The organism is Streptomyces sp. NPDC052023 (genome assembly GCF_044548465.1).
GTDB lineage: Bacteria > Actinomycetota > Actinomycetes > Streptomycetales > Streptomycetaceae > Streptomyces.
The window spans coordinates 141,463-164,494 of sequence record NZ_JBIUBW010000009.1; the positions used below are offsets into that span (position 1 = coordinate 141,463).

The following is a 23,032-nucleotide window of genomic DNA, read 5'->3' on the forward strand; positions in this document are numbered from 1 at the left end:
CCGGACAACCCCAGGCAGACCTGCGGGCCCGCCAGCGCCCCGGAGGCTTCCGGGATCGAGACGCGAGGACCCGATGGCAGCCATACACGAGAGCAGCGCTCTCGGCCTGCTCGACGAAGAGATCCGCGAACAGTTCGGTGACAGGGCACGGTTCTCCGGGGGGCCGGCGGCCTCCCCGCGCACGCTCGTGGACATCTTCGAGGCGTCCGTGCGGACACATCCGGACGAACTCGCCCTGGACGACGGGGCGGTCCGGCTCAGCTACCGGGCGCTCGCCGTGGAGGTGGAGCGGCTGCGCGTGCGGCTCGCCGCCGCGGGGGTGGGGCTCGGGGACCGGGTGGGCGTCCGCGTCCCGTCGGGGACCAATGATCTGTACGTCGCGATTCTCGCCGTACTGGCGGCCGGCGCCGCCTATGTGCCCGTGGACGCCGAGGACCCCGACGAACGGGCCGAGTTGGTGTTCGGGGAGGCGGGGGTGCGGGCCGTCGTCGGGGCCGGGCACGAGGTGAGCGTCCAGGGGACGGGCGGCGCGGCCGCCGGGCGGCCCGGGGAGGGGGACGACGCCTGGATCATCTTCACCTCCGGATCCACCGGGAAGCCCAAGGGCGTCGCCGTCAGCCACCGCAGTGCCGCCGCGTTCGTGGACGCCGAGGCCGCGCTGTTCCTGACCGAGGAGCCGATCGGGCCGGGCGACCGGGTCATGGCGGGTCTCTCGGTCGCCTTCGACGCGTCCTGCGAGGAGATGTGGCTGGCCTGGCGGTACGGGGCCTGTCTGGTGCCCGTGCCACGGGCGCAGGTGCGCAGCGGGGCTGATCTGGGGCCCTGGCTGGTCGAGCAGGAGATCACGGTCGTGTCGACCGTGCCGACGCTGGCGGCGCTGTGGGAGCCGGAGACCCTCAACGACGTACGGCTGCTGATCTTCGGCGGTGAGGCCTGTCCGCCCGAGCTGGCGCAGCGGCTGGTGACCGAGGGGCGCGAGGTCTGGAACACGTACGGGCCCACCGAGGCGACCGTGGTGGCCTGTGCGTCGCTGATGGGCGGCGAGGAGCCGGTGCGGATCGGGCTGCCGCTGCGGGGCTGGGAGCTGGCCGTCGTGGACGAGGCCGGGGAGCCCGTCGCGATGGGCGGCAGCGGGCAGCTGGTGATCGGGGGCGTGGGGCTCGCCCGCTATCTCGACGCCGAGAAGGACGCGCAGAAGTACGCGCCGCTTCCGTCACTGGGCTGGGAACGGGCGTACCGCAGCGGTGACCTGGTGCGGGCCGAGCCCGAGGGGCTGGTCTTCCTCGGGCGGGCCGACGAGCAGATGAAGCTGGGCGGGCGGCGGATCGAGCTGGGTGAGGTGGACGCCGCGTTGCAGGCGCTGCCGGGCGTCGCGGGCGCCGCCGCAGCCGTGCGGACGGCACGCAGCGGCAACCAGCTGCTCGTGGGCTATGTCGTGACCCAGGAGGGCTGGGACGCGGGGGCGGCGGTGGAGCGGCTGCGGGCCGAGCTGCCGGCGGCGCTGGTGCCGCTGCTGGCCCCCGTCGACGAGCTGCCGACGCGGACCTCCGGGAAGGTGGACCGCGATGCCCTGCCCTGGCCCCTGGAGGGGGTCGGGACGGGTGCCGGGGCCGAGCAGCTCCACGGCACCGAGGCCTGGCTCGCCGAGCAGTGGACCGAGGTGCTCGGAATTCCGGTGACGGCGGCGTCCGACGACTTCTTCGCGATCGGCGGGGGCAGTCTGGCCGCCGCCCAGCTGACCACGCGGCTGCGCACCCGGTACCCGGGCGTGGCCGTGCTGGACATCTACCAGCAGCCCACCTTGCGCAAGCTGGCGCGACGGCTTCAGGAGTCCGCGCGGGACGACAGCGCGCGGCGGACGGTCGCCCCGGTGCCCCGCCCTGCCCAGGTGATCCAGCTCCTCGCCCTCGTACCGCTGTCCGCGCTGACCGGCCTGCGGTGGATGGTCGTACTGGCCTCCCTCGGGAACGTACTGAGCGGGTACGCCTGGCTGCCGACCGCTCCCTGGTGGGCCGTGGGAGCCGGGGCCGTGCTGTTGTTCACCCCGCCGGGGCGGCTCGCGCTCGCCGCCGGTGGGGCGCGGCTGCTGCTGCGTGGCGTGCGCCCGGGGCGTCATCCGCGCGGTGGAAGCGTGCATCTGCGGCTGTGGGCGGCGGAGCGGCTGGCCGAGGCCAGTGGCGCGACCTCGCTGACCGGGGCGTGGCTGGAGCGGTACGCGCGGGCACTCGGTGCCCGGGTCGGCCAGGACGTGGATCTGCATTCGCTGCCGCCGGTCACCGGCATGCTCAAGCTGGGCCGGGGCGCGGCCGTCGAGTCCGAGGTCGACCTGTCCGGGTACTGGCTGGACGGGGACCGGCTGGAGATCGGTCCGGTGAAGGTCGGCGCGCATGCCGTGGTCGGTACGCGCAGCATCCTGTTCCCGGGGGCGCGGGTCGGCAAGCGGGCCGAGGTCGCGCCGGGGTCGGCGGTCGCCCGGCAGGTCCCGACCGGGCAGCGGTGGGCGGGGGCGCCCGCGGTGAAGCTCGGCAAGGCCAAGCGCAACTGGCCGAAGGAGCGGCCGGGGCGTGGCCTGTTCTGGCGGGTGATGTACGGGACCTCCGGGGTCGCGCTGTCGGCCCTGCCGGTGCTGGGTGCGGGTGCCGCCCTGCTGGTGGCGCGCCCGTTCGTGGCCCCCGCCGACGGCCTGGCGCAGGCCCTCGGGGGCGCCGCGCTCGCGCTGGTGCCGGCGACGCTCGCCTTCGGGGCGGCGTACGCGCTGCTGATCCTCGTCGGGGTGCGGCTGCTGAGCCTGGGGCTGCGGGAGGGGACCTACCCCACGCACAGCAGGACCGGATGGCAGGCGTGGACCGTCACGCAGCTGATGGACCGGGCCCGGGACACGCTGTTTCCGCTGTACGCCGGGCTCGTCACGCCGGTGTGGCTGCGGCTGCTCGGGATGCGCATCGGGCGCGGGGCGGAGGTCTCGACCGTGCTGGCGCTGCCGAGTCTGACGACGGTCGGTGACGGCGCCTTCCTGGCCGACGACACCCTGACCGCGCCGTACGAACTCGGCGGCGGTTGGATGCGGATCGGGCGCGCGGAGATCGGGCGGCGGGCGTTCCTCGGGAACTCCGGGATGACCGCGCCCGGGCGGAGCGTGCCGGACGGCGGGCTGGTGGGGGTGCTGTCGGCGACGCCCAAGAAGGCCAAGAAGGGCAGCTCCTACCTGGGGCTGCCGCCGGTGAAGCTGCCGCGCAGCGCGGCCGACGGCGACCAGAGCCGGACATACGATCCGCCGGCCCGGCTGCTGTGGGCGCGGGCACTGGTGGAGCTGTGCCGGATCGTGCCGGTGTTCTGCTCGGCGGGGCTTGCCCTGGTGACCGTGGCCGCGCTGGGTGCGCTGGGCGGCTGGGCCTGGCTGCTGTGCGGGGTCGTGCTGCTCGCGGGGGGCGTGCTCGCCGGCGCGGTGTCCGTGCTGGCCAAGTGGCTGCTGGTGGGCCGGCACCGCGGTGCGGAGCACCCGCTGTGGAGCGGGTTCGTCTGGCGCAACGAGCTGGCGGACACCTTCGTCGAGGTGCTGGCCGTGCCGTGGCTGGCGACCGCCCTGCCGGGTACGCCGGTGATGACGGCCTGGCTGCGTGGTCTCGGGGCACGGATCGGCCGGGGCGCCTGGGTGGAGAGCTACTGGCTGCCGGAGGCGGATCTGGTGACCCTCGGGGACGCGAGCACCGTGAATCGGGGCTGTGTACTGCAGACACACCTCTTCCACGACCGGATCTTGCGGACGGATACTGTGGTTCTCCGTGAGGGCGCGACGCTCGGCCCTGGCGGGATCGTCCTGCCCGGCAGCACCGTGGGGGCCCGCACCACACTGGGGCCCGCGTCGCTCGTGATGGCGGCGGAGTCCGTCCCCGACGACACCCGGTGGCTGGGCAACCCGATCGAGGCATGGCGCCGGTAGGGGCCCCGGCGGTGCCGGGGGGCGAGGGAGGTCGTACGAGCACGGCGCAGGGAGCAGACGCGGAAGTGGCGGTTCAGCAGGCGGCGGGTCCGGACCCGTACTTTCCGGCCAACGGCGATCACCGGTACCGGGTGCACCGCTACGAGATCGCGCTGGACTACCGGCCGGGGCCGAACCGGCTGGCGGGCACGGCCCGGATCAACGCCATCGCGGGGCGGGCCGCGCTGACCGAGTTCCAGCTCAACCTCGCCGACTTCAAGCTCGGGCGGGTCCGCGTGGACGGCCGGGCGGCGCACTACACGCACCGGGGCGGGCGGCTGCGGGTGCGGCCGGCCAAGGCGGTGCGGGCCGGGGCCGCGTTCACCGTGGAGGTGCACTGGTCGGGCAACCCCCGGCCCGTGAACAGCCCGTGGGGCGGGATCGGCTGGGAGGAACTGGTCGACGGGGCGCTGGTGGCGAGTCAGCCGGTGGGGGCGCCGTCGTGGTACCCGTGCAACGACCGGCCGGCCGACAAGGCGGCGTACCAGATATCGGTCACCACGCCGTCCGCCTACACGGTGGTCGCCGGCGGGCGGCTGCTGACGCGTACCACGAAGGCCTCCACGACCACCTGGGTGTACGAGCAGCCCGCGCCGACGTCGAGCTATCTGGTGGGGCTGGCCATCGGGAAGTACCGGACGGTGCTGCTGGGCGACCCGGGCCCCGGCGGCGTGCCGCAGCACGGGCACATCCCGGCGCAGCTGCTGCCGGAGTTCTCCCGGGACTTCGCCCGGCAGCCGGCGATGATGGAGCTGTTCCAGGAGCTGTTCGGGCCCTACCCCTTCGAGGAGTACGCCGTCGTCGTGACGGAGGAGGAGCTCGATGTGCCGGTCGAGGCACAGGGGCTGTCGCTCTTCGGCGCCAACCATGTGGACGGGGCCCGGGGCTGGGAGCGGCTGATCGCGCACGAGCTGGCGCATCAGTGGTTCGGCAACAGCGTGTCCCTCGCGGACTGGCGGCACATCTGGCTGAACGAGGGGTTCGCGAAGTATGCCGAGTGGCTGTGGTCGGAGCGCTCGGGCGGACCGACCGCGCAGCAGCACGCGGCGTCCGCCCACCGGTTGCTCGCGGGGCAGGCGCAGGATCTGAAACTCGCCGATCCCGGGCGCAAGTCGATGTTCGACGACCGGCTGTACCAGCGGGGTGGGCTCGTGGTGCACGCCGTGCGGTGTGCGCTGGGGGACGAGGCCTTCTTCCGGATGCTGCGGGGCTGGGCGGGGCAGCACCGGGGAGGCGCGGTCACCACGGCGGCCTTCACCGCGCATGCCGCCCGGTTCGCGTCCGAGCCGCTGGACGAGCTGTTCCGGGTGTGGCTGCAGGAGCGGGCGCTGCCGCCGCTGCCGGAGCAGGACGTGCGCATTCCCGTCCGGCCCTCCTTCCCGCCCGGAGGCTGAGCGCCCGGCAGCACGGTCGCGGCCGGCGGCTCCGCGTCCCCGGAGGACGCGGAGCCGCCGGCCTGCCTCAGGAGTTCGGGACCCTCAGCTTGTCCCAGCCGAACTTGCCCGGGATGCCGTCCGCGTCCCTGCCCTTGAAGCCCAGCTTCTGCTGCCAGGCCTGGTAGGAGCGGCGGTCGGCCTCCGACCACTCGGGGCTCGGGCCCTCCTCGTAGCGGCCGCAGCCCTCGGCGACCAGGCGGCCCATCGCGGTGACGATCGCGGACTTCTGGCCGACGTGGAAGAAGCCGCTGCCGGGGAAGGGTTCGTACTTCGGCTCGGGCTGGGGCTGCGGCTTGGGATCCGGCGGCTGGGGCCGCCCGCCGAGCCGGTCGGCGATGCGCTTGCGCATGCTGTCCATCGTGAAGCCGCGCGGGTCGATCTTGCCCGGCTGCCACTCCTTGTGGCCGATGACCGAGCGTTCCGACCAGCCGTGGTGGCGGCAGATCGCGGCCGACACCTCTCGATGGCCTCCTTCTGGACCTCCGGCCACGGGTCCTTGCCGTCGCCGAGGTTGACGCACTCGAAGCCGTAGAAGTGCCGGTTGCCGTCCGTGTCGGCCTCGTTGTCGGCCGGCAGCCTCGACTCGTTGACCACCGCGCGCAGCACGTCGCTGTCGCCGAGACCCGCGTGGTTGGCGCGGCCGTTGCCGACGAGAGGGACATGGCCCTGCTTGTCGATGACGCCGTGGCAGAGCGGTCCTGGCAGGCTGGAGTAGCCGTCGTAGCAGATGGCGACGGAGGCGGCGGTCCCCGAGGTGACGGTGTGGTGGATCATCACTCCGTTGACCGGGCCCCACGGGCCCTTGCTGTTGCGGTTGTGGTTGCGCCAGTTGCGTACCTCATGGACCGTCAGGCCCTCGGCGCGGAGTATCTCCACCATCTTGGACGCGCTCAGTGGCTTGGCCATCAGTTGTCTCCTTCCGCGGCTGCCTCCGCCTCCGCTGTGGTCTGCGAGCGGTTCTCGGCCGCCTGCTCCTCGCGGCGTGCCCCGTCCTCGGCGGCCGGCGTCGCCGCGTCGGCGGCTGGCATGCCGCCGGCCAGCGGCCCGAAGGCGAGCCGCAGGTCGACGGCGCCGTGCTCGCCCTGGACCAGGGCCAGCGGCGCGTAGTGGCGGGCGATGCCGGCGGGCGCCTGCAGCAGCGGGCGGCGGGCCGGGGCGGTGGGCCACTCGACGCCGCCGGTGGCGGTGCGGGCGGGGACGATCCAGTGATCGCCGGTGCGGTAGGTGCCGCCCTCGGCGAAGTAGACCTCGACGCCGTCCTCCAGATGCAGCCACTCCCCCTCCGTGACGGGGACGGCGCCGCCGCGCAGGGCGGTCGTACGGCCCTTGCCGCCGGGGGCCGGCCTGGTGGTCCCAGCGGCGCAGGAAGGGGCCCAGGTGCGGGAGCCGGCCGACGCCGGGCGCCGGTTCGGCGGAGAGGCGGACCCGGCGGCCGGGCAGGTCCAGTTCCTCGACCCGCAGCAGGGGCGGGGCTTCGAGGCGAGAGGCGTGGGCGGTGTCGGTGAACTCGACGTGGTCGCCGACGTCGAGGTCCAGCTTCCCGTCGTGGCCGAGGGTGGCCAGCCGCACCCAGGTGCCGTCGAGTTCGTCGACGGGGAAGACCACCGAGCCGTTCTCGCGGGACCACTTGAAGCTGGCGTCCTGCGCCTCGCCGCCGGCGTGCACCTCGACGCGGTAGAGCTGGTTCTCCGGGCCGCGGTAGCGGGCGTCGGGCTTGACCAGGCAGGGGTCGTCGTCGGCGTGGTCGGGTCGCTCGCTGCGCGCGGCGAGGCGGGCCGAGGGGGCGGCCTGGCGCCGCGCCCAGCGGGCGAAGGCGGCCTGGACGGTCTCCCGGGAGGGGTCGGGCTCCTCGATCTCCAGAGATGACAGAGGGAGACATTCCGGTGACATCCCCGGACCGGCGCGCCAAGGCGCCGCCCCCATGGGCGGCGGTGCTACGCGCACCGCATCAGTCCCCCGACGGCACCCCGGGCGGTCGGTCACCCAGGCCAAGCACACGCTTGTGACTCCTGATGCTCAGGTGCTCAACCCGCCTTGAGGAATGGGGAGTTGAGGCGGCAAGACGGGTTCACGCCAGGCCTGTTGGAGTTTCCATGGAGGGCGGCGAACGCGACTCGCACACGATGTGCGCGTGTCGGGGCAGGTGATGCACACAACCCACACACGCCGTGGTGCAGCACAATGGGGCGCATGGCCCGACGCACCGGCAGATCCCGCAGCCCCCACTCCGCAGCACCGGCGCGCAACCCGGAATGTCCGTGCGGTCTTGCGGAGACCTACGAGATGTGCTGTGGCCGATTCCATCGGGACGAGGCCAAGGCACCGACCGCCGAGGCGCTGATGCGCTCGCGCTACAGCGCCTTCGTCCGGCGCGACGAGGCGTATCTGCTGCGGACCTGGCATGCGCGCACGCGCCCGGCGCGGCTCGGCCTCGACGCCGGGACGCGATGGACGGGGCTGGAGATTCTCGGCACGACCGAGGGGTCGGCGTTCCACAGCACGGGGACGGTGACGTTCCGGGCGTCCTTCACCGGCGGCTCACTGCACGAGCGCAGCCGGTTCGAGCGGGTCGGCGGAGCGTGGATGTACGTCGACGGGGACTTCCTCGACTGAGCGTCGCCGCCACGCGCCGGCGACGCCCCTACGGCGCGAGGATGTCCAGTTCCTGGAGCGCGCCGACCGTGATCTCCCGGGTCAGCCCTTCCGCGCGCTCCGCGTCCCCCTCACGCACCGCCTCCGCGACCCGCACATGCAGGGTGACGGCGGCCGGGTCGGGATCCTCGAACATCACGTCGTGATGGGTGCGGCCGGCCAGCACCTCGGCGACGACGTCACCGAGGCGGGCGAACATCTCGTTGCCGGAGGCGTTGAGGATCACGCGGTGGAAGGCCACGTCGTGGAGGAGATAGCCCTCCAGCTGGTGTCCGCGCGAGTGGGCGACCATGCCGAGCGCGCACTGGGTCAACTCGGCGCACTGCTCGGCGGTGGCGTTCCGGGCGGCGAGTCCCGCCGCGACCGGTTCGACCGCGGAGCGCAGCACGGTCAGGGACCGCAGCTGGTGGGGCCGGTCGGCGCCGGCCAGCCGCCAGCGGATGACCTGAGGGTCGTAGACGTTCCACTCGGACCTGGCGCGGACCGTGACGCCCACCCGGCGGCGGGACTCGACCAGGTGCATCGACTCCAGCACCCGCACCGCCTCACGCATCACCGAGCGTGAGACGTCGAAACGCTGCGCCAGCTCGTCCGTGCGCAACACGCTGCCCGGGGGGTACTCGCCCGCCGTGATCTCGGGGCCGAGGGTGTCCAGTACACGGCCGTGCAGCCCCCGGCCCATCGTGCTCATGCACACAGCGTACGGGCCGGATCACGCCCACAAAAAGTCAGACTTATTCATCACAGCCTCTTGAATTCGTCGTACCTAAAAGGTTTCATTTGGCCGACGTCGGATGCGACGTCGTATGTCGAGGAAGACAGCGAGGCAGTCATGCGTACCCCCCACGTCGTCGTGGTGATGGGCGTCGCGGGCACGGGCAAGACCACGATCGGTCCGCTGCTCGCCGCCCGGCTCGGCGTTCCCTACGCCGAGGGCGACGACTTCCACCCGCAGGCCAACATCGACAAGATGACGGCCGGCACCCCGCTCGACGACGCGGACCGGTGGCCGTGGCTGGACGCCATCGGAGCCTGGGCCCACGAGCGGACCGGGCTGGGCGGGGTGGTGAGCAGCTCGGCGCTGAAGCGGTCGTACCGCGACCGGCTCAGGGCCGCGGCTCCCGGGATCGTGTTCGTGCACCTCACGGGCGACCGTGAGCTCATCGAGGACCGGATGACGCACCGGCATGGCCACTTCATGCCGGCCGCGCTGCTGGACTCCCAGTTCGCCACGTTGCAGCCGCTCCAGGCGGACGAGGCGGGAGTCGCGGTCGACGTCTCCGGCACCCCCGAGCAGATCACCGAGCTCGCCGTGGCCGCGCTGGCCGCCCTCGACTCCCCGTCGCCCTCGGCGCCGTAACCCCCTCCCCCATCCCCGTACCTGCAAGGGAACCCCCGTGACCAGACTCAGCGTCGAGATGCTGGCGGCGGACCCCGTCGAGCCGATCACCTCGGCGGGGCACGCTCAACTGGGCATCGCCGTACTGGCGGGCATCGCCGTCATCGTCGTGCTCATCACCAAGTTCAAGCTGCACGCCTTCCTGGCGCTGACCATCGGCTCACTGGCGCTCGGAGCCTTCGCCGGGGCGCCCCTCGACAAGGTCATCACCAGCTTCACCACCGGACTCGGCACGACGGTCGCCGGCGTCGGCGTGCTGATCGCGCTGGGCGCCGTGCTCGGCAAGATGCTCGCCGACTCCGGCGGCGCGGACGAGATCGTCGACACCATCCTCGCGAAGACGGGCGGGCGCTCGATGCCCTGGGCGATGGTGCTCATCGCCTCGGTGATCGGCCTCCCCCTGTTCTTCGAGGTCGGCGTCGTGCTGCTGATCCCGGTCGTGCTGATGGTCGCCAAGCGGGGCAACTACTCGCTGATGCGGATCGGCATCCCCGCGCTCGCGGGCCTGTCCGTCATGCACGGCCTGGTCCCGCCGCACCCCGGTCCGCTGGTCGCGATCGACGCGCTCAAGGCCGACCTCGGCGTGACGCTGGCGCTCGGTGTGCTGGTCGCCATCCCCACGGTGATCATCGCCGGCCCGCTGTTCTCCCGGTACGCGGCCCGCTGGGTGGACGTCCCGGCGCCGGAGCGGATGATCCCGCAGCGGGCGTCCGAGGAGCTGGAAAGGCGCCCCGGATTCGGCGCCACCCTGCTCACCATCCTGCTGCCGGTCATCCTGATGCTGTCCAAGGCGCTCGTCGACATCGTCGTGGACGACCCCGAGAACACCACTCAGCGCGTCTTCGACGTCGTCGGCTCCCCGCTGATCGCCCTGCTCGCCTCCGTGCTGCTGGGCATCTTCACGCTGCTGCGCCCCGCCGGGTTCGGCAAGGAGCGCGTCTCCGGACTCGTGGAGAAGGGTCTCGCGCCGATCGCCGGCATCCTGCTGATCGTCGGCGCGGGCGGCGGCTTCAAGCAGACGCTGATCGACACCGGTGTCGGCCAGATGATCCTGGACATCTCCAAGGACTGGTCGATCCCCGCGCTGCTGCTGGCCTGGCTGATCGCGGTGGCGATCCGGCTGGCGACGGGTTCGGCGACCGTGGCGACCGTCTCGGCGGCCGGTCTGGTCGCGCCGCTCGCCGCCGGCATGTCGACCGGTGAGACGGCCCTGCTGGTGCTGGCCATCGGCGCCGGTTCGCTCTTCTTCAGCCATGTCAACGACGCGGGTTTCTGGCTGGTGAAGGAGTACTTCGGCCTTACCGTCGGCCAGACGGTCAAGACCTGGTCGGTCATGGAGACGATCATCTCGGTGGTCGCGGGCGCCTTCGTCCTTCTGTTGTCCTTGTTCATATAGGCAAGGACCGTTCATATGGGCAAGGGCCGTTCATAGAGGCAAGGACGGTTCACAGGAGTGAGGCCGGCGGGTGCGGTGCGGCGGGGGCGTCGTCCGGTGGGGCGGTGCCCTCAGTCCCCCGGGTGGCGCCACAAGGAGTGCTCCCGTCGCGCCCACTCCCGGCTCACCTCACCCGTGCGCATCCCCCGCCGGGCCTCGGGGTCCGCCAGCGCCATGCCGATGTGACCCGCGAGGACGATGCCGAGGGTGAGGGCCAGCCAGTCGTGGACGAACGTCGCGCTGGTCCGCCAGACCAAGGGGGTGAGGTGGGTGAACCACATGATCAGGCCCGTGCCCAGCATCACCAGCGTGGCCCCGGCGATCCATGCGGCGTAGACCTTCTGACCGGCGTTGAACTTCCCCGCCGGACGTGCCGGGTGCCGCTTGTCACGCCGCAGGGCGGCCCGCAGCCAGACCCGGTCGTGCGGACCGAAGCGGTTCAGCAGCCGCAGGTCGGAGCGGAAGGCGCGGGAGGCCAGGCCCAGCAGGACCGGCACCGGCAGGACCAGGCCCGCCCACTGGTGGACGGTGACGACGAGGGCGCGGCGGCCGACGAGCTGCGCGAGCTCGGGGATGTACAGGCAGGCCGCCGTCAGGACGCACACCCCCATCAGGGCGGCGGACGTGCGGTGCACCCACCGTTCGGACCGGCTGAAGCGATGGACGCGGGTGGCCGCCCGGGCGGGCGCGTCAGCTCGTAGGCTCATCGTCCCGCCCGTTCGATCGTCCGACCCAGGCGTCGGTGTCGTAGCCGCGCTCCTCCCAGTAGCCCGGCTGCACCTCCTCGGTGACGGTGATGCCGGAGAGCCACTTCGCGGACTTGTAGAAGTACATCGGCGCCACGTAGAGGCGGACGGGGCCGCCGTGGGCGTGGCTGACGTCCTCGTCCTGCATGCGCAGCGCCACCAGGACGTCGGCGCGGCGGGCCTGGTCGAGGGTGAGGCTCTCCGAGTAGGTGCCGTCGAAGCAGGTGAAGCGGACCGCCTTCGCGGTGGGGCGTACGCCGGCCGCGTCCAGCAGCCGGGACAGCCGGACGCCCTCGAAGGGGGTGTCGGGGACACGCCAGCCGGTGACGCACTGCACGTCCCGCACCAGCCGGGTCTGCGGCAGGGCGCGCAGTTCGGGCAGCGTGTAGGCGCGCGGCCGGTCCACCAGGCCGTCGACGGTGAGGCGGTAGGTGGTGGCGTTCTTGCGGGGGACGGAGGCCGCGACCGAGTAGTAGCGGAAGCCGCCACCGTTCGGGAGCAGGCCGGTCAGGCCCGTGGGGTCCTTGTCGGCGGCGCCGCCGAGGAAGGACTCCAGTCCGCGCTGCAGGGTGGGCGCGGCGACCACGCCGAGGGCGCCCAGGCCGAGGGTGCCGAGCAGGACGCGGCGGCCGATCGGCCGGCCCTCCTGCTCGGGTTGTCCGGAGTTCACGGGTCCATTCGAGCACCGGCGGGGGTGGGCGGGCCAGGGATCACCGGTGGCCGTCAGAAATCGGTAATCCCGGCCTCAACCAGGGGTGACGTCATCCCGGCTGCAACCAGTGGGATGAAATCCCCGCATGTTGCCCAGGTTCGGGGCCACATGACCGGGGCCAACCTCGCGGACCCGCCGTGGAGTTGACGCTCACCGACGGCGCGTGGATCATCCACCGGGCCACACTGTGTGACGTACGTCATAGCGCCATGGCATGCGGCCCCTGACCATGGCGGGAACGTCACACCCACGTTCCGGCCGCCACGCCGGCCACCGTGACGCACGCGACCGCGCCGACGCGGTGCGCCGCACCGCCCCCGAGGCGGTGCCACACCCCCCACACCCCATGATGATCATCGAGGTAGGCAGCTTGTCGGTCCTGGTCCTGGTTCTCGCCGTGAGTGCCGCCTGCTGCCTGGGCTTCGGTTTCGTCCTGCAGCAGAACGCGGCCCAGCACGCGCCGCGCGCCGACTTCCTCTCCCCCCGCCTGCTGCTCGACCTGATGAAGGTGCCGAGCTGGCTCGGCGGCATCGCGCTGATGGTGGCCGGTATGGCCCTCGGCGCGGCGGCGCTCGGGCAGGGGCAGCTCTCCCTGGTGGAGCCGCTGCTCGCGACCAACCTGCTCTTCGCCCTCGGCCTGTCCCGCCGCCGGACGGGGCGGCCCCTGGGTCGCCAGGGCTGGGCGGGCCTGGCGCTGCTGGCGGGTGGCGTGACCATGTTCATCGTGGCCGGTCAGCCCCGCGCCGGAACCGCCGTCGCGGATCCGCAGCGGCTGTGGACGATCGTCGGCGCGATGGTGGGTCTGGCGCTGCTGCTGACCCTGCGCGCCAAGCGCTCCCGGGTGAGCTCGGGTCCCATCATGCTGGCCGTGGCGGCCGGCCTGCTGTACGGAGTGCAGGACGCGCTGACCCGGATCACCGGCGACCGCTTCGCCGCGAGCGGCCTGGCCGGGCTGCTCACCTCCTGGCAGCCGTACGCCGTGCTGCTCATCGGCGTCACGGGGCTGATCCTGGTGCAGAGCGCGTTCGAGACCGGGTCGCTGTGCAAGTCGCTGCCCGCCCTGACGGCCGCGCAGCCGCTGGCCGGCATCATCTGCGGCGTCGGCTTCCTCGGCGACCGGCTCCGGATGGACGCCGGCGCACTGGCCTGGCAGGCGACGGGACTGGCGGCCGTGGTGACGGGCATCGTGCTCCTCGGCATGCACCCGGCGATGCCCCGCGCGACGGTGGTGCGGGCGACCGTCCCGGCCCCGGCGCTCCAGGGCGCGACGGCTCGCTGACCCCGCCGGGCCGGCGCCGGGTCACCGCCCGCTCCACGCCGCCGGACCGCTTCGCGCCTCCGCACCGCTTCGCGCGATCCGGGGGAGGCCGGACCCGCGGGCTGCCCGGATCCCCCGGACGCCGGCGACCCGACCTTTCCCGGTTCCCCCGGCGACGCGTGAGGCGTTGGCGACGGGCCACCGGTGCGGCGTGGCCCGCGCCGGTCCCCCAGGAGCCGCGGCGGCACGGGCTGCTTGGATGGCCCCATGAGCGCTGCAGACGAGATCCTCGACGTCGTCGACGAGCACGACCGTGTGGTCGGGCAGGCCCCGCGCGGGGAGGTGTACGCGCGCGGCCTGCTGCACCGATGCGTGTTCGTCCAGGCCCGGGACGCCGAGGGCAGGGTGTTCGTGCACCGCCGCACACCCACCAAGCTGGTCTTCCCCTCGCTGTACGACATGTTCGTGGGCGGCGTCGTCGGCGCGGGCGAGTCCTACGACGACGCGGCCCTGCGCGAGGCCGAGGAGGAACTCGGCGTCAGCGGCCTGTCCCGCCCCACGTTCCTGTTCAAGTTCCGCTACGACGACGGCGCCGGTCTGAGCTGGTGGTCCGCGGTGTACGAGGTCCGCTGCGAGCTGCCGGTCAGCCCGCAGGCCGAGGAGGTCGCCTGGCACGACTTCCTGGCCGAGGAGGAGGTACGGCGGCGGCTCGGCGCATGGGAATGGGTGCCGGACGGCCTGGCGGCGTACCACCGGCTGGAGGCGCACCGGCGCTGACCGCGCCCCGCGCGCCGATCCCGATAGGGTCGTGCACGTGATCGAACTCGTGCGGAACGTCCGGCTCTGGTTCGGGCCACACCGGATCCGGGAGGAGGGCGCCACGCCCGACTACCGGTTCTCGCTGGCGAACGAGCGCACGTTTCTGGCCTGGCTGCGCACCGCGCTCGCGCTGATCGGCGGCGGGTTCGCGGTGGACCAGTTCCTGCCGGACCTCAGATGGGGCTGGCGTGTCGGCCTCGCCCTCGCGTTGCTGGGAGCGGGCGTTTTGTGCTCGCTGCGCGCGGTCAACCACTGGATGCGCTGCGAGCGCGCGATGCGCCGGGGCGAGGATCTGCCGGTCTCCCGGTTCCCGGCGCTGCTGAGCGTCGTGGTGGCGGTGGTGGCGGTGGCGATGGTCGTCGTGGTGCTCGCGGGATGGGACGGGTGAGTGCCGTCGGCACCCCGGAGCGCGACCCCGGGCTCCAGCCGGAGCGGACCCGGCTCGCGTGGCGGCGTACGACCCTTTCCGGCACCGTCGCCGCGGTGCTCGCGGCCCGCACGACCCTGCACGGCGATCCTTCGGCGCTCCGGATCATCGCTTGCGCCCTGTGCTGCCTTCTGTGGCTGGGCTTCCTGCTGGTCGCGCACACCCGCATCCGCACCCTGGAGGCGTCCGGCCGCCCCCCGGCTCTGACTCCGCGCTACGCCACCGCGGCGGCCCTGTGCACGCTCGCGCTGGCGGTGTGCGCCTCGGCGCTGGTGTTCTGACGACCACCTGTCCACCTGCCTTCGCACACGCATCGCCGGCGGTGTCCCGTGGCGGCAGTGCGCCGGCGTCGAGGCGGGCATGCGGGGGGATTGCGCGGAGGGTCGCCGGGCAGTGGTCGGGCGGCTGCGGTGGCTGTGGCCGCCACAGCCCCGCTTCCCCTGCACCGCCGGCTCCGGCCTCAACCCGGCGGCGCCAGGCACGGCCCGTCGGCGGTGCGCCTCGGCGCTGGTGTTCCAGCCACCGCGCGTCACCGTAGGCAGCCACCTCTCCTCCACTCCGCCGGCAGCTCGACGGCGGCCACGGCGGCGGCGCCCCTCCGCGGCAGTGCCAGGGACCCGGCCGGATCAGTCACCGCTGCCGATCACCACCCGGGCGCGCACCGTCACCCCGGCCCGCACCTTTGCCCCGGCCCGCACCGCTACCCGTGCCCCACCACCCCAGCCCCTACCACTACCCCGGCCCCCGGCCCCCGGGGAACTCGACGCCACGAACACCCGGATGCCCCGATATGCGCGGTTCTCGTGACAGCCTTTCGGTCGTCCATCACCCGCATCGAAGGTGACCCCCATGACCACTGCGCACCAGGAACACTCCACCCACCCGCACACCCACGGCCCGGCCTGTGGGCACGCCGAGGTCCCGCACGGCGATCACATCGACTACGCGCACGACGGCCACCTGCACCGCGCGCACGACGACCACTGGGACGAGTGCGAACCGTCGGGTCACACCGCCCACGAGGGCCATGACCACCGGCACGGCGAGGACTGCGGCCACATGCGGGTGCCGCACGGCGACCACATGGACTACCTCCACGACGGCCACCGGCATGCCGAACACGACGGGCACTGGGACGACCACTGAGACCCGGGCGGTACGGATCCCGAGGACTTCCCGGCAGCTCCCCGCGTCCCGCGCGGGGAGCTGCCGGCCTATCGTGGCGCCGATCACGTTGGCCCGGCACTCTGGACGGCATACCGACCGGTCGGCATCATTGGTCGGGTCACGTTCACACGTCCGTAGGAGCGACGATGGCTTCCGACCACCCGCCAGGCCTCGACCCCGTACGGCTGCGCGGCCTGCTCGACCGTGAGCGGCCCGGTCTGGTGCGCGGCCCGCTGACCGGCCGGCTGATCGAGGGCGGAAGGTCGAACCTCACCTACGAGATCTCCGACAGCGAGTCCCGGTGGGTGGTACGCCGGCCCCCGCTCGGCCACGTCCTCGCCACCGCTCACGACATGAGGCGCGAGCACCGGGTGATCAGCGCCCTCGGGCCGACCGCGGTGCCGGTGCCGGGCACGGTCCTGCTGTGCGAGGACGACGAGGTGCTCGGGGCGCCGTTCTACGTCATGGAGTTCGTGCACGGCACGCCGTACCGCACAGCCGACCAGCTCGCCCCGCTCGGTCCCGAGCGCACCCGCCAGGTGGTGCTGTCCCTGGTGGACACGCTGGTCGAACTGCACGCCGTGGACCCCGCGGAGGTCGGGCTCGGCGACTTCGGCCGTCCCGAGGGCTTCCTGGACCGCCAGCTGCGCCGCTGGGGCAAGCAGCTGGACGCGTCCCGCAACCGGGAACTGGCCGGCATCGACGAGCTGCACGCGGCCCTCGGCCGTGCCCTGCCCACTTCCCCCGCCCCGGCCGTCGTGCACGGCGACTTCCGCCTCGACAACGTCCTGGTCGGCGCCGACGACAAGATCACGGCCGTCCTCGACTGGGAGATGTCCACCCTCGGCGACCCGCTGACCGACCTCGGCCTGCTGGTGATGTACAGCATGCCGCTCGGCATGCCGAAGTCGCCGGTCTCCACCACCGCCCAGGCCCCGGGGCATCCGAGCCCGGCCGAGCTGATCGAGCGGTACGCGGCCCGCTCCGGGCGCGACGTCGGCGCCGTCTCCTGGTACACGGCGTTCGCCTGGTTCAAGCTCGCCGTGATCCTGGAGGGCATCCACTACCGCTACACCCTGGGCCAGACGGTCGGCCCCGGCTTCGACCGCATCGGCGACCTGGTGCCCGTCTTCATCGAGCACGGTCTCACCACTCTTCAGGAAGGCTGACCGGCATGGACTTCGCGTTCGACGCACGCACCGAGGAGCTGCGCGCCAAGCTGCTCGCCTTCATGGACGAGTACGTGTACCCGGCCGAGGCCGTGGCCGAGGAGCAGCGGGCCGCGCTCGCCTCCCCGTGGGACACCCCGGCGGTCGTCGAGGAGCTGAAGGCGGAGGCACGCCGCCAGGGCCTGTGGAACCTCTTCCTCCCGGACGCCGAGCGCGGCGCGGGCCTCACCAACCACCAGTACGCCCCGCTCGCCGAGATCACCGGCCGCTCCCCGCAGCTCGCGCCGACCGCGACGAACTGTGCCGCGCCGGACACCGGGAACATGGAGGTGCTCGCGCAGTTCGGCGACGACGCCCAGAAGAAGCAGTGGCTCGAACCGCTGCTCGCCGGTGAGATCCGGTCGGCCTTCGCGATGACCGAGCCCGACGTGGCCTCCTCGGACGCCACCAACATCACCACGCACATCGAGCGGGACGGCGACGACTACGTCATCACCGGCCGGAAGTGGTACATCTCCGGGGCGATGAACCCGGACTGCAAGATCTTCATCGTGATGGGCAAGACCGACCCGGACGGGCCGGACCTCCGCCGCCAGCAGTCGATGGTTCTGGTCCCCCGCGACACCCCGGGGGTGACGGTGACGCGGGCGATGCAGGTCTTCGGCTACGAGGACCACTCGCACGGCGGCCATGCCGAGGTCGTCTTCGACCACGCGCGCGTGCCGGTGTCCCACCTCGTCGGCGAGGAGGGCGGCGGGTTCGCCATCGCCCAGGCCCGGCTCGGCCCCGGCCGGATCCACCACTGCATGCGGCTGATCGGCATGGCGGAGCGGGCGATCGAGCTGATGTGCCGACGGGCCGTCTCCCGGGACGCCTTCGGCAAGGCGCTGGCTCAGCAGGGTGTGGTCCACAACTGGATCGCGGACGCCCGGGTCGCCGTGGAGCAGCTGCGGCTGCTGGTGCTGAAGACGGCCTGGATGATGGACACCGTCGGCAACAGGGGCGCCCATACGGAGATCCAGGCCATCAAGATCGCCACACCCCGCACGGTCGTCGGCATCCTCGACAAGGCGATCCAGCTGCACGGCGCGGGCGGCGTGAGCCAGGACTTCCCGCTGGCCGAGCTGTACGCGGGCGCGCGTACTCTCATGATCGCGGACGGCCCGGACGAGGTGCACCAGCGCTCCCTGGCGCGACGGGAGCTGAAGAAGTACCTGTGAGGCCGTGCGTGAGGGGCGGTCGCCGTGGCGACCGCCCCTCACGTGAACCGGCTCAGGGCCGCAGCGCCCGCAGCAGCAGATCGGCCAGGTGGTCGGCGACCTGCTGCGGGCTGAGCGGGCCGTCAGGGCGGTACCAGGTGGACAGGTGGTGGACGGAGCCGAAGTGGTAGTCGACCACAAGGTCGGCCGGGGTCGCCGTGGAGAAGACGCCCGTCTGCTGGCCCTCCTCGATCAGCGCGCGGAAGCGCTCGTGGTAGCGCCGGCGCTCCGCGCGGACCTGCTTGTTCTTCTCCGGGCTGAGATGGTGCATGGAGCGGAAGAAGATCGACGCGTCGTCGAGGTTCTCGATGGTCGTCACCACGACGTCCGCCGCGGCGTCCCGCACCCGCTTCTCCACCGGCTCGTCGGCGTCCGCGAAGGCGTCCAGTCTCTCCTGCTGAACGCGCAGCACGCGCGCGTACACCTCGTGCAGCAGATCGTCCTTGGAGCCGAAGTAGTGATACAGGGCTCCCTTGGTGACGCCCGCCGCCTCCACGATCTCCTGCACCGAGGTGCGGTCGTAGCCCTGCTCCGCGAAGAGCCGGGTGGCGGCGGCCAGCAGCCGCTGCGGCACAGGCGTCCCGTCCGTGTCCGTCGTCCTGGGCACTGCCGCCACCTGCCTTCCGTGATGTCCTACTGACCTTCTCGCGAACGGGAGCGCAACTCCCGACGGAGGATCTTCCCACTCGCCGTCTTCGGCAAGTCCGGCAGGATCTCCACCAGCCGCGGGTACTTGTACGCGGCCAGTCTCTCCTTGCAGTACGCCGCGAGTTCGTCCGGGCCCGGCGCGGCCCCCGGACGGAGGCTGATGCAGGCCTTGACGGTCTCTCCCCGGTAGCCGTCGGGCACCCCGACGACCGCGGCCTCGCGCACCGCCGGATGGGTGTACAGCACGTCCTCGACCTCGCGCGGCCAGACCTTGAATCCGGACGCGTTGATCATGTCCTTCTTCCGGTCGACCACGTACAGCCATCCTTCGGCGTCCATGAACCCGATGTCCCCGGTGCGCAGCTCACCGCCGGGGAACGTCTCACCGGTGGCGCCGGGCCGCCGCCAGTAGCCGGGCACGACCTGCGGCCCGCGGACGACGATCTCGCCCTGCTCGCCGAACGGCACCTCCTCGCCCTCGTCGTCGACGATGCGCACCACGGTGTCGGGGCCGGGTACGCCCACGGCCAGCGTCCCCGAGGCCGGGTCGACGGGCGCCTCACGGCCGGGCGGCACGGCGGCGCAGGGCGCGGTGCACTCGGTGAGCCCGTAGCCGTTGCGGATGTACGGCCCGAACCCGGCCCGGAACTCCTCCACCAGCGCGGGCGGCAGCGGCGCACCGCCGGAGGAGATGCTCCGGAACGACGAGAAGTGGTCGCGGGTGACCGAGGGGTGGGCGGCCAGCGCCATGAAGGCGGTCGACGGCCCGACCGTGTAGTGCGGCCGGTGCTCGGCGAACGCGTCCAGGACGACGCCCGGCTCGAAGCGGTACGCCAGCACCAGCGTGCCCGCGCTGTTCAGGCACGCCCCGAACTGGCAGACCATCCCGGTGATGTGGAACAGCGGCGCCATGGCGAAGTACACCGGCGCCTCGGGCAGTCCCAGCCCGGACCGCTGGCGTTCGGTGTTGTGCATGATGTTGCCGTGCGTGTTGGTGGCCCCCTTGGGGGTGCCGCTTGTGCCGGAGGTGTAGCTGATCAGCGCGATGTCGTCCGGGCCCGGCAGGCGGCCCTCCGGCGCCTTTCCGCCCGCCCGTGCGACGGCGGTCAGGTCGTCGGTGTCCTGGGCGGACACCGCCCGCTCGAAGGTCAGCACGCGCGTGTCGCCCCGCGTCTGGAAGTCGAGCTCGCACGCGGTGAGCACGACGCGCACGGGCGAGTCGGCCGCGGTCTGGCGCAGATACGACTCCCAGGCCCGGTCGGAGCAGATCAGCGCGGTGACCTCGCCGTCCCGGAGGACGTGCCCGACCTCGCCCGACTTGTACATGGGGTTGACCGGCACGACCACCGCACCCACCTTCCAGGCGCCCAGCACGGCGAGCACGAAGTGCGGCGAGTTCTGGAGCAGCACGGCGACGCGGTCGCCCCGGGCGACGCCCCGCTCGGCGAGGTGCCCGGCGACGGAGTCGCTGAGCTCGTCGGCCTCGTGGTAGCTCAGCCGCCCGTCGAAGTAGGCGAGGAACGTCCGCTCCGGCGTCTGACCGGTGACCCGGCGCAAGGCGTGCACCAGCGAGTCGTCGGGGCTGACGGGAGCCCGCTGGGCCTCGTCCAGCAGGGCCAGCCAGGGTTTCGCGGCGTAGCGGGAGCCGGTCACGGGGCCGTCTCCCACTTCTGCTGGATGTGGTTCATGCTGGTCAGCCAGCGGTCGGGGTGAGCGGCCCTGGCCTGGTAGTACCCGGCGACCTCGGGGTGGGGCAGGATCAGGAAGCGGTCCTCCTCGATCCCCTTGAACAGCGCGTCGGCCACGTCCGAGGGCTCGATCGCGGTCGGCACCAGCACCAGGTCGCCCGCGCTGCCGGTGGCGGCGAGCATGTCGGTGCGCACACCCTGCGGGCAGATGGCGTGCACCCGCACGCCACGGTGGCGGTAGGTGAGGGACAGCCACTCGGCGAAAGCGTAGGCACCGTGTTTGGTGACGCTGTAGGGCGCGGCGCCGATCATGGTGAGCAGTCCGGCGGCCGACACGGTGGACACGAAGCGCCCGCTGCCTCGTTCCAGCCAGTCGGGGAGCAGCGCCTGGGCGGCACGCACGTGCGCCATCACGTTGACGTCCCAGGCCAGCTGCCAGACCTCCTCGGGGGCCGCCTCGGAACCTCCGGAGCCGACTCCGGCGTTGGCGCAGTACACGTCCACGGCACCGCCGAGCGCGTCCTTGGCCTCGGCGACGATCGCGGAGGCGTCGCCGGGGACGGCGATGCCGCCGATCTCGTCGGCGACGCTCCTGGCCTTGTCCGCGTCGAGGTCGTTGACCACGACCCGCCCGCCCTCGGCGGCGAACCGCCGGGCCAGCGCGGCCCCGATCCCGCCTCCCGCTCCGGTGACGACCACTCCGGCACCCTGCACGGCTCCCACCATCGGTCTCCTTCGACGCGCCTCGGCTCAGTCCTCGCGGCGTCAGACTAACCGGTCGGTATGTGGGGCGGAAGGGCGATGCCCCGGCCGAAGTCCGGCCCGGTTCGTTCCCGGGACGGCCGGGCGGCGCTAGCGTGCGTGAACATGACACCCACCGCCATGACACCCACCGCGACCACGGAGGCCACCGGATGAAGCTGTCCCGTCGCAGCCTGCTCGCCACCACCACAGCAACGGTCGCGGCATCGGCGGCCGCCCCCGCCGCGGCGGCCGCGGGCGGCGGCCACCGGCTGCGTACCGGCTTCGAGTGCCTTGCCGCCGGAGGGTACGGACTCCTCGACGGCGACCGCGTCGGCGTCGTCACCAACCCGACCGGCGTCACCCGGGACGTACGCCACATCGTCGACGTGATGCACGCCGACGACCGGGTGAACCTCACCGCGGTCTTCGGCCCGGAGCACGGCTTCCGCGGCACGGCCCAGGCCGGCGGCTCCGAAGGCCGCCACGACGACCCGGCCACCGGCCTGCCGGTCTACGACACCTACCAGAAGAGCGGGCAGCCCCTGGCCGACATCTTCACGGCCTCCGGCGTGGACACGATCGTCTTCGACATCCAGGACGTGGGCGCCCGCTTCTACACCTACATCTGGACGCTGTACGACTGCATGGAGGCGGCGGGGCTCGCCGGCAAGCGCGTCGTCGTGCTGGACCGGCCGAACCCCGTCACCGGGGTGTCGGCCGAAGGGCCGGTGCTGCACAAGGAGTTCGCCACCTTCGTGGGTCGGCACCCGATCTCGCAGTCCCACGGCATGACCGTCGCGGAGCTGGCGCTGCTGTTCAACGAGGAGTTCCTGGCCTCGCCGGTGCCCCTGGACGTCGTCCGCATGACCGGGTGGCGGCGGTCGGACTTCCACGACGCCTCGGGGCTGCCGTGGGTACCGCCGAGCCCCAACATGCCGACGCCCGACACCGCGCTCGTCTACGCGGGCACCTGTCTCTTCGAGGGCACGAACCTCTCCGAGGGCCGCGGCACCACACGCCCGTTCGAACTGCTCGGGGCGGAGGGGATCGACCGCCGGTGGGCGGCGGCGGCGAACGAACTCGGCCTGCCGGGGGTGCACTTCAGAGAGGCGTACTTCGCACCCACCTTCTCCAAGTTCCAGGGCCGGACCATCGGTGGCGTCCAGCTGCACGTGCACGACAGGGCGGCATTCGACCCCGTGCGCACCGGGATCGCCCTGCTGATCACCGCCAGGCAGACCTGGAGCGGCTTCGCGTGGCGCCCGGACAACTGGATCGACAAACTCACCGGCTCCACACTCGTCCGCACGATGATCGACGCCGGGGCGGACACCGGCGACGTGGTCGCGGGCTGGGAGCAGGAGCTGGCGGCGTTCCGCAAGACGCGGCGGCAGCACCTCCTCTACCGCTGAGCGGCACCCGGGGTGACGACGTTCGCGACGGCGCAGACCGAGGCGGCGCGGCAGCCTGCACTGCCGCGCCGCACGGGCCGCC

General features: G+C 72.7%; 19 protein-coding genes and 2 pseudogenes. 13 read left to right on the top strand and 8 right to left on the bottom strand.

Annotated features, from left to right (window positions below):
• The first annotated feature begins 73 nt into the window (after nt 1–73).
• Both ACIHCM_RS20075 and ACIHCM_RS20080 read left to right on the top strand, forming a co-directional pair.
• On the top strand, nt 74–3,940 hold the full coding sequence (locus ACIHCM_RS20075) for a Pls/PosA family non-ribosomal peptide synthetase (RefSeq protein WP_399897538.1): 3,867 nt from the start codon (nt 74–76) through the stop codon (nt 3,938–3,940).
• A gap of 65 nt (nt 3,941–4,005) precedes the next feature.
• Nucleotides 4,006–5,373: a M1 family metallopeptidase gene (locus ACIHCM_RS20080; RefSeq protein ID WP_399897541.1), complete on the top strand. Its 1,368-nt coding sequence runs from the start codon at nt 4,006–4,008 to the stop codon at nt 5,371–5,373.
• Nucleotides 5,374–5,440: 67 nt separating this feature from the next.
• Here ACIHCM_RS20080 and ACIHCM_RS20085 read toward each other — a convergent pair.
• Nucleotides 5,441–6,321 (bottom strand): annotated as a pseudogene (locus ACIHCM_RS20085) (peptidoglycan-binding protein).
• Nucleotides 6,321–7,290: pseudogene (locus tag ACIHCM_RS20090) on the bottom strand (DUF6519 domain-containing protein); the annotation flags it as partial. The pseudogenes ACIHCM_RS20090 and ACIHCM_RS20085, both read right to left, overlap by 1 nt.
• Before the next feature lie 315 nt (nt 7,291–7,605).
• On the opposite strand from ACIHCM_RS20090, the gene ACIHCM_RS20095 reads away from it, so the two are divergent.
• Nucleotides 7,606–8,028 (top strand): YchJ family protein, encoded by a 423-nt coding sequence (locus ACIHCM_RS20095; protein WP_399897544.1) that lies wholly within the window; start codon nt 7,606–7,608, stop codon nt 8,026–8,028.
• Between the two features lie 28 nt (nt 8,029–8,056).
• Here ACIHCM_RS20095 and ACIHCM_RS20100 read toward each other — a convergent pair whose 3' ends face one another.
• Entirely contained in the window at nt 8,057–8,758 is a 702-nt protein-coding gene (locus tag ACIHCM_RS20100) for a FadR/GntR family transcriptional regulator (RefSeq protein ID WP_399897547.1), read from the bottom strand.
• 141 nt (nt 8,759–8,899) lie between these two features.
• Here ACIHCM_RS20100 and ACIHCM_RS20105 point away from each other — a divergent pair, with 141 nt between their 5' ends.
• Both ACIHCM_RS20105 and ACIHCM_RS20110 read left to right on the top strand, forming a co-directional pair.
• On the top strand, nt 8,900–9,427 hold the full coding sequence (locus ACIHCM_RS20105) for a gluconokinase (protein WP_399897550.1): 528 nt from the start codon (nt 8,900–8,902) through the stop codon (nt 9,425–9,427).
• 37 nt (nt 9,428–9,464) lie between these two features.
• Entirely contained in the window at nt 9,465–10,862 is a 1,398-nt protein-coding gene (locus ACIHCM_RS20110; RefSeq protein ID WP_399897553.1) for a GntP family permease, read from the top strand.
• 110 nt (nt 10,863–10,972) lie between these two features.
• Here ACIHCM_RS20110 and ACIHCM_RS20115 read toward each other — a convergent pair whose 3' ends face one another.
• Complete coding sequence (locus ACIHCM_RS20115) at nt 10,973–11,608, bottom strand: cytochrome b/b6 domain-containing protein (RefSeq protein WP_399897556.1); 636 nt, start codon at nt 11,606–11,608, stop codon at nt 10,973–10,975.
• Entirely contained in the window at nt 11,592–12,317 is a 726-nt protein-coding gene (locus ACIHCM_RS20120) for a molybdopterin-dependent oxidoreductase (RefSeq protein WP_399897559.1), read from the bottom strand. The genes ACIHCM_RS20115 and ACIHCM_RS20120 overlap by 17 nt, the downstream gene beginning before the upstream one ends.
• Before the next feature lie 412 nt (nt 12,318–12,729).
• Between ACIHCM_RS20120 and ACIHCM_RS20125 the strand changes: the two genes are divergently transcribed.
• The 7 genes from ACIHCM_RS20125 (at nt 12,730) to ACIHCM_RS20155 (ending at nt 18,419) form a co-directional block, all read left to right on the top strand.
• Nucleotides 12,730–13,638 carry a DMT family transporter gene (locus ACIHCM_RS20125; RefSeq protein WP_399897562.1) on the top strand — a complete coding sequence of 303 codons (909 nt, stop codon included), beginning with the start codon at nt 12,730–12,732 and terminating at the stop codon, nt 13,636–13,638.
• A gap of 246 nt (nt 13,639–13,884) precedes the next feature.
• Entirely contained in the window at nt 13,885–14,394 is a 510-nt protein-coding gene (locus ACIHCM_RS20130) for an NUDIX hydrolase (protein ID WP_399897565.1), read from the top strand.
• A 37-nt stretch (nt 14,395–14,431) separates the two neighbouring features.
• Nucleotides 14,432–14,824 carry a YidH family protein gene (locus tag ACIHCM_RS20135; RefSeq protein WP_399897568.1) on the top strand — a complete coding sequence of 131 codons (393 nt, stop codon included), beginning with the start codon at nt 14,432–14,434 and terminating at the stop codon, nt 14,822–14,824.
• Nucleotides 14,812–15,144, top strand: a complete 333-nt coding sequence (locus tag ACIHCM_RS20140; RefSeq protein WP_399897571.1) for a DUF202 domain-containing protein — start codon at nt 14,812–14,814, stop codon at nt 15,142–15,144. The genes ACIHCM_RS20135 and ACIHCM_RS20140 overlap by 13 nt, the downstream gene beginning before the upstream one ends.
• A gap of 568 nt (nt 15,145–15,712) precedes the next feature.
• On the top strand, nt 15,713–16,009 hold the full coding sequence (locus ACIHCM_RS20145; RefSeq protein WP_399897574.1) for a hypothetical protein: 297 nt from the start codon (nt 15,713–15,715) through the stop codon (nt 16,007–16,009).
• A gap of 167 nt (nt 16,010–16,176) precedes the next feature.
• On the top strand, nt 16,177–17,199 hold the full coding sequence (locus ACIHCM_RS20150) for a phosphotransferase family protein (protein WP_399897577.1): 1,023 nt from the start codon (nt 16,177–16,179) through the stop codon (nt 17,197–17,199).
• A 5-nt stretch (nt 17,200–17,204) separates the two neighbouring features.
• Entirely contained in the window at nt 17,205–18,419 is a 1,215-nt protein-coding gene (locus ACIHCM_RS20155) for an acyl-CoA dehydrogenase family protein (RefSeq protein WP_399897580.1), read from the top strand.
• A 52-nt stretch (nt 18,420–18,471) separates the two neighbouring features.
• Here ACIHCM_RS20155 and ACIHCM_RS20160 read toward each other — a convergent pair whose 3' ends face one another.
• Genes ACIHCM_RS20160 through ACIHCM_RS20170 form a run of 3 tightly spaced genes read right to left on the bottom strand, consistent with a single transcriptional unit; the run spans nt 18,472 to nt 21,520 of the window.
• Complete coding sequence (locus ACIHCM_RS20160) at nt 18,472–19,065, bottom strand: TetR/AcrR family transcriptional regulator (RefSeq protein WP_393102637.1); 594 nt, start codon at nt 19,063–19,065, stop codon at nt 18,472–18,474.
• A gap of 26 nt (nt 19,066–19,091) precedes the next feature.
• Entirely contained in the window at nt 19,092–20,759 is a 1,668-nt protein-coding gene (locus ACIHCM_RS20165) for a class I adenylate-forming enzyme family protein (RefSeq protein ID WP_399897583.1), read from the bottom strand.
• Nucleotides 20,756–21,520 carry an SDR family oxidoreductase gene (locus ACIHCM_RS20170; RefSeq protein ID WP_399897586.1) on the bottom strand — a complete coding sequence of 255 codons (765 nt, stop codon included), beginning with the start codon at nt 21,518–21,520 and terminating at the stop codon, nt 20,756–20,758. Before ACIHCM_RS20170 ends, ACIHCM_RS20165 begins: the two co-directional genes overlap by 4 nt.
• 188 nt (nt 21,521–21,708) lie before the next feature.
• Here ACIHCM_RS20170 and ACIHCM_RS20175 point away from each other — a divergent pair, with 188 nt between their 5' ends.
• The gene (locus tag ACIHCM_RS20175; RefSeq protein WP_399897589.1) at nt 21,709–22,950 is read left to right on the top strand and encodes an exo-beta-N-acetylmuramidase NamZ domain-containing protein; all 1,242 of its coding nucleotides are present in this window, start codon (nt 21,709–21,711) and stop codon (nt 22,948–22,950) included.
• The last annotated feature ends 82 nt before the right edge of the window (nt 22,951–23,032 follow it).

Coding starts and splice junctions, on each gene's coding strand:
- ACIHCM_RS20075 (WP_399897538.1), top strand. CDS start 74: ATGGCAGCCATACACGAGAGCAGCGCTCTCGGCCTGCTCGACGAAGAG.
- ACIHCM_RS20095 (WP_399897544.1), top strand. CDS start 7,606: ATGGCCCGACGCACCGGCAGATCCCGCAGCCCCCACTCCGCAGCACCG.
- ACIHCM_RS20100 (WP_399897547.1), bottom strand. CDS start 8,758: ATGAGCACGATGGGCCGGGGGCTGCACGGCCGTGTACTGGACACCCTC.
- ACIHCM_RS20105 (WP_399897550.1), top strand. CDS start 8,900: ATGCGTACCCCCCACGTCGTCGTGGTGATGGGCGTCGCGGGCACGGGC.
- ACIHCM_RS20115 (WP_399897556.1), bottom strand. CDS start 11,608: ATGAGCCTACGAGCTGACGCGCCCGCCCGGGCGGCCACCCGCGTCCAT.
- ACIHCM_RS20130 (WP_399897565.1), top strand. CDS start 13,885: ATGAGCGCTGCAGACGAGATCCTCGACGTCGTCGACGAGCACGACCGT.
- ACIHCM_RS20140 (WP_399897571.1), top strand. CDS start 14,812: ATGGGACGGGTGAGTGCCGTCGGCACCCCGGAGCGCGACCCCGGGCTC.
- ACIHCM_RS20145 (WP_399897574.1), top strand. CDS start 15,713: ATGACCACTGCGCACCAGGAACACTCCACCCACCCGCACACCCACGGC.
- ACIHCM_RS20150 (WP_399897577.1), top strand. CDS start 16,177: ATGGCTTCCGACCACCCGCCAGGCCTCGACCCCGTACGGCTGCGCGGC.
- ACIHCM_RS20155 (WP_399897580.1), top strand. CDS start 17,205: ATGGACTTCGCGTTCGACGCACGCACCGAGGAGCTGCGCGCCAAGCTG.
- ACIHCM_RS20170 (WP_399897586.1), bottom strand. CDS start 21,520: ATGGTGGGAGCCGTGCAGGGTGCCGGAGTGGTCGTCACCGGAGCGGGA.
- ACIHCM_RS20175 (WP_399897589.1), top strand. CDS start 21,709: ATGAAGCTGTCCCGTCGCAGCCTGCTCGCCACCACCACAGCAACGGTC.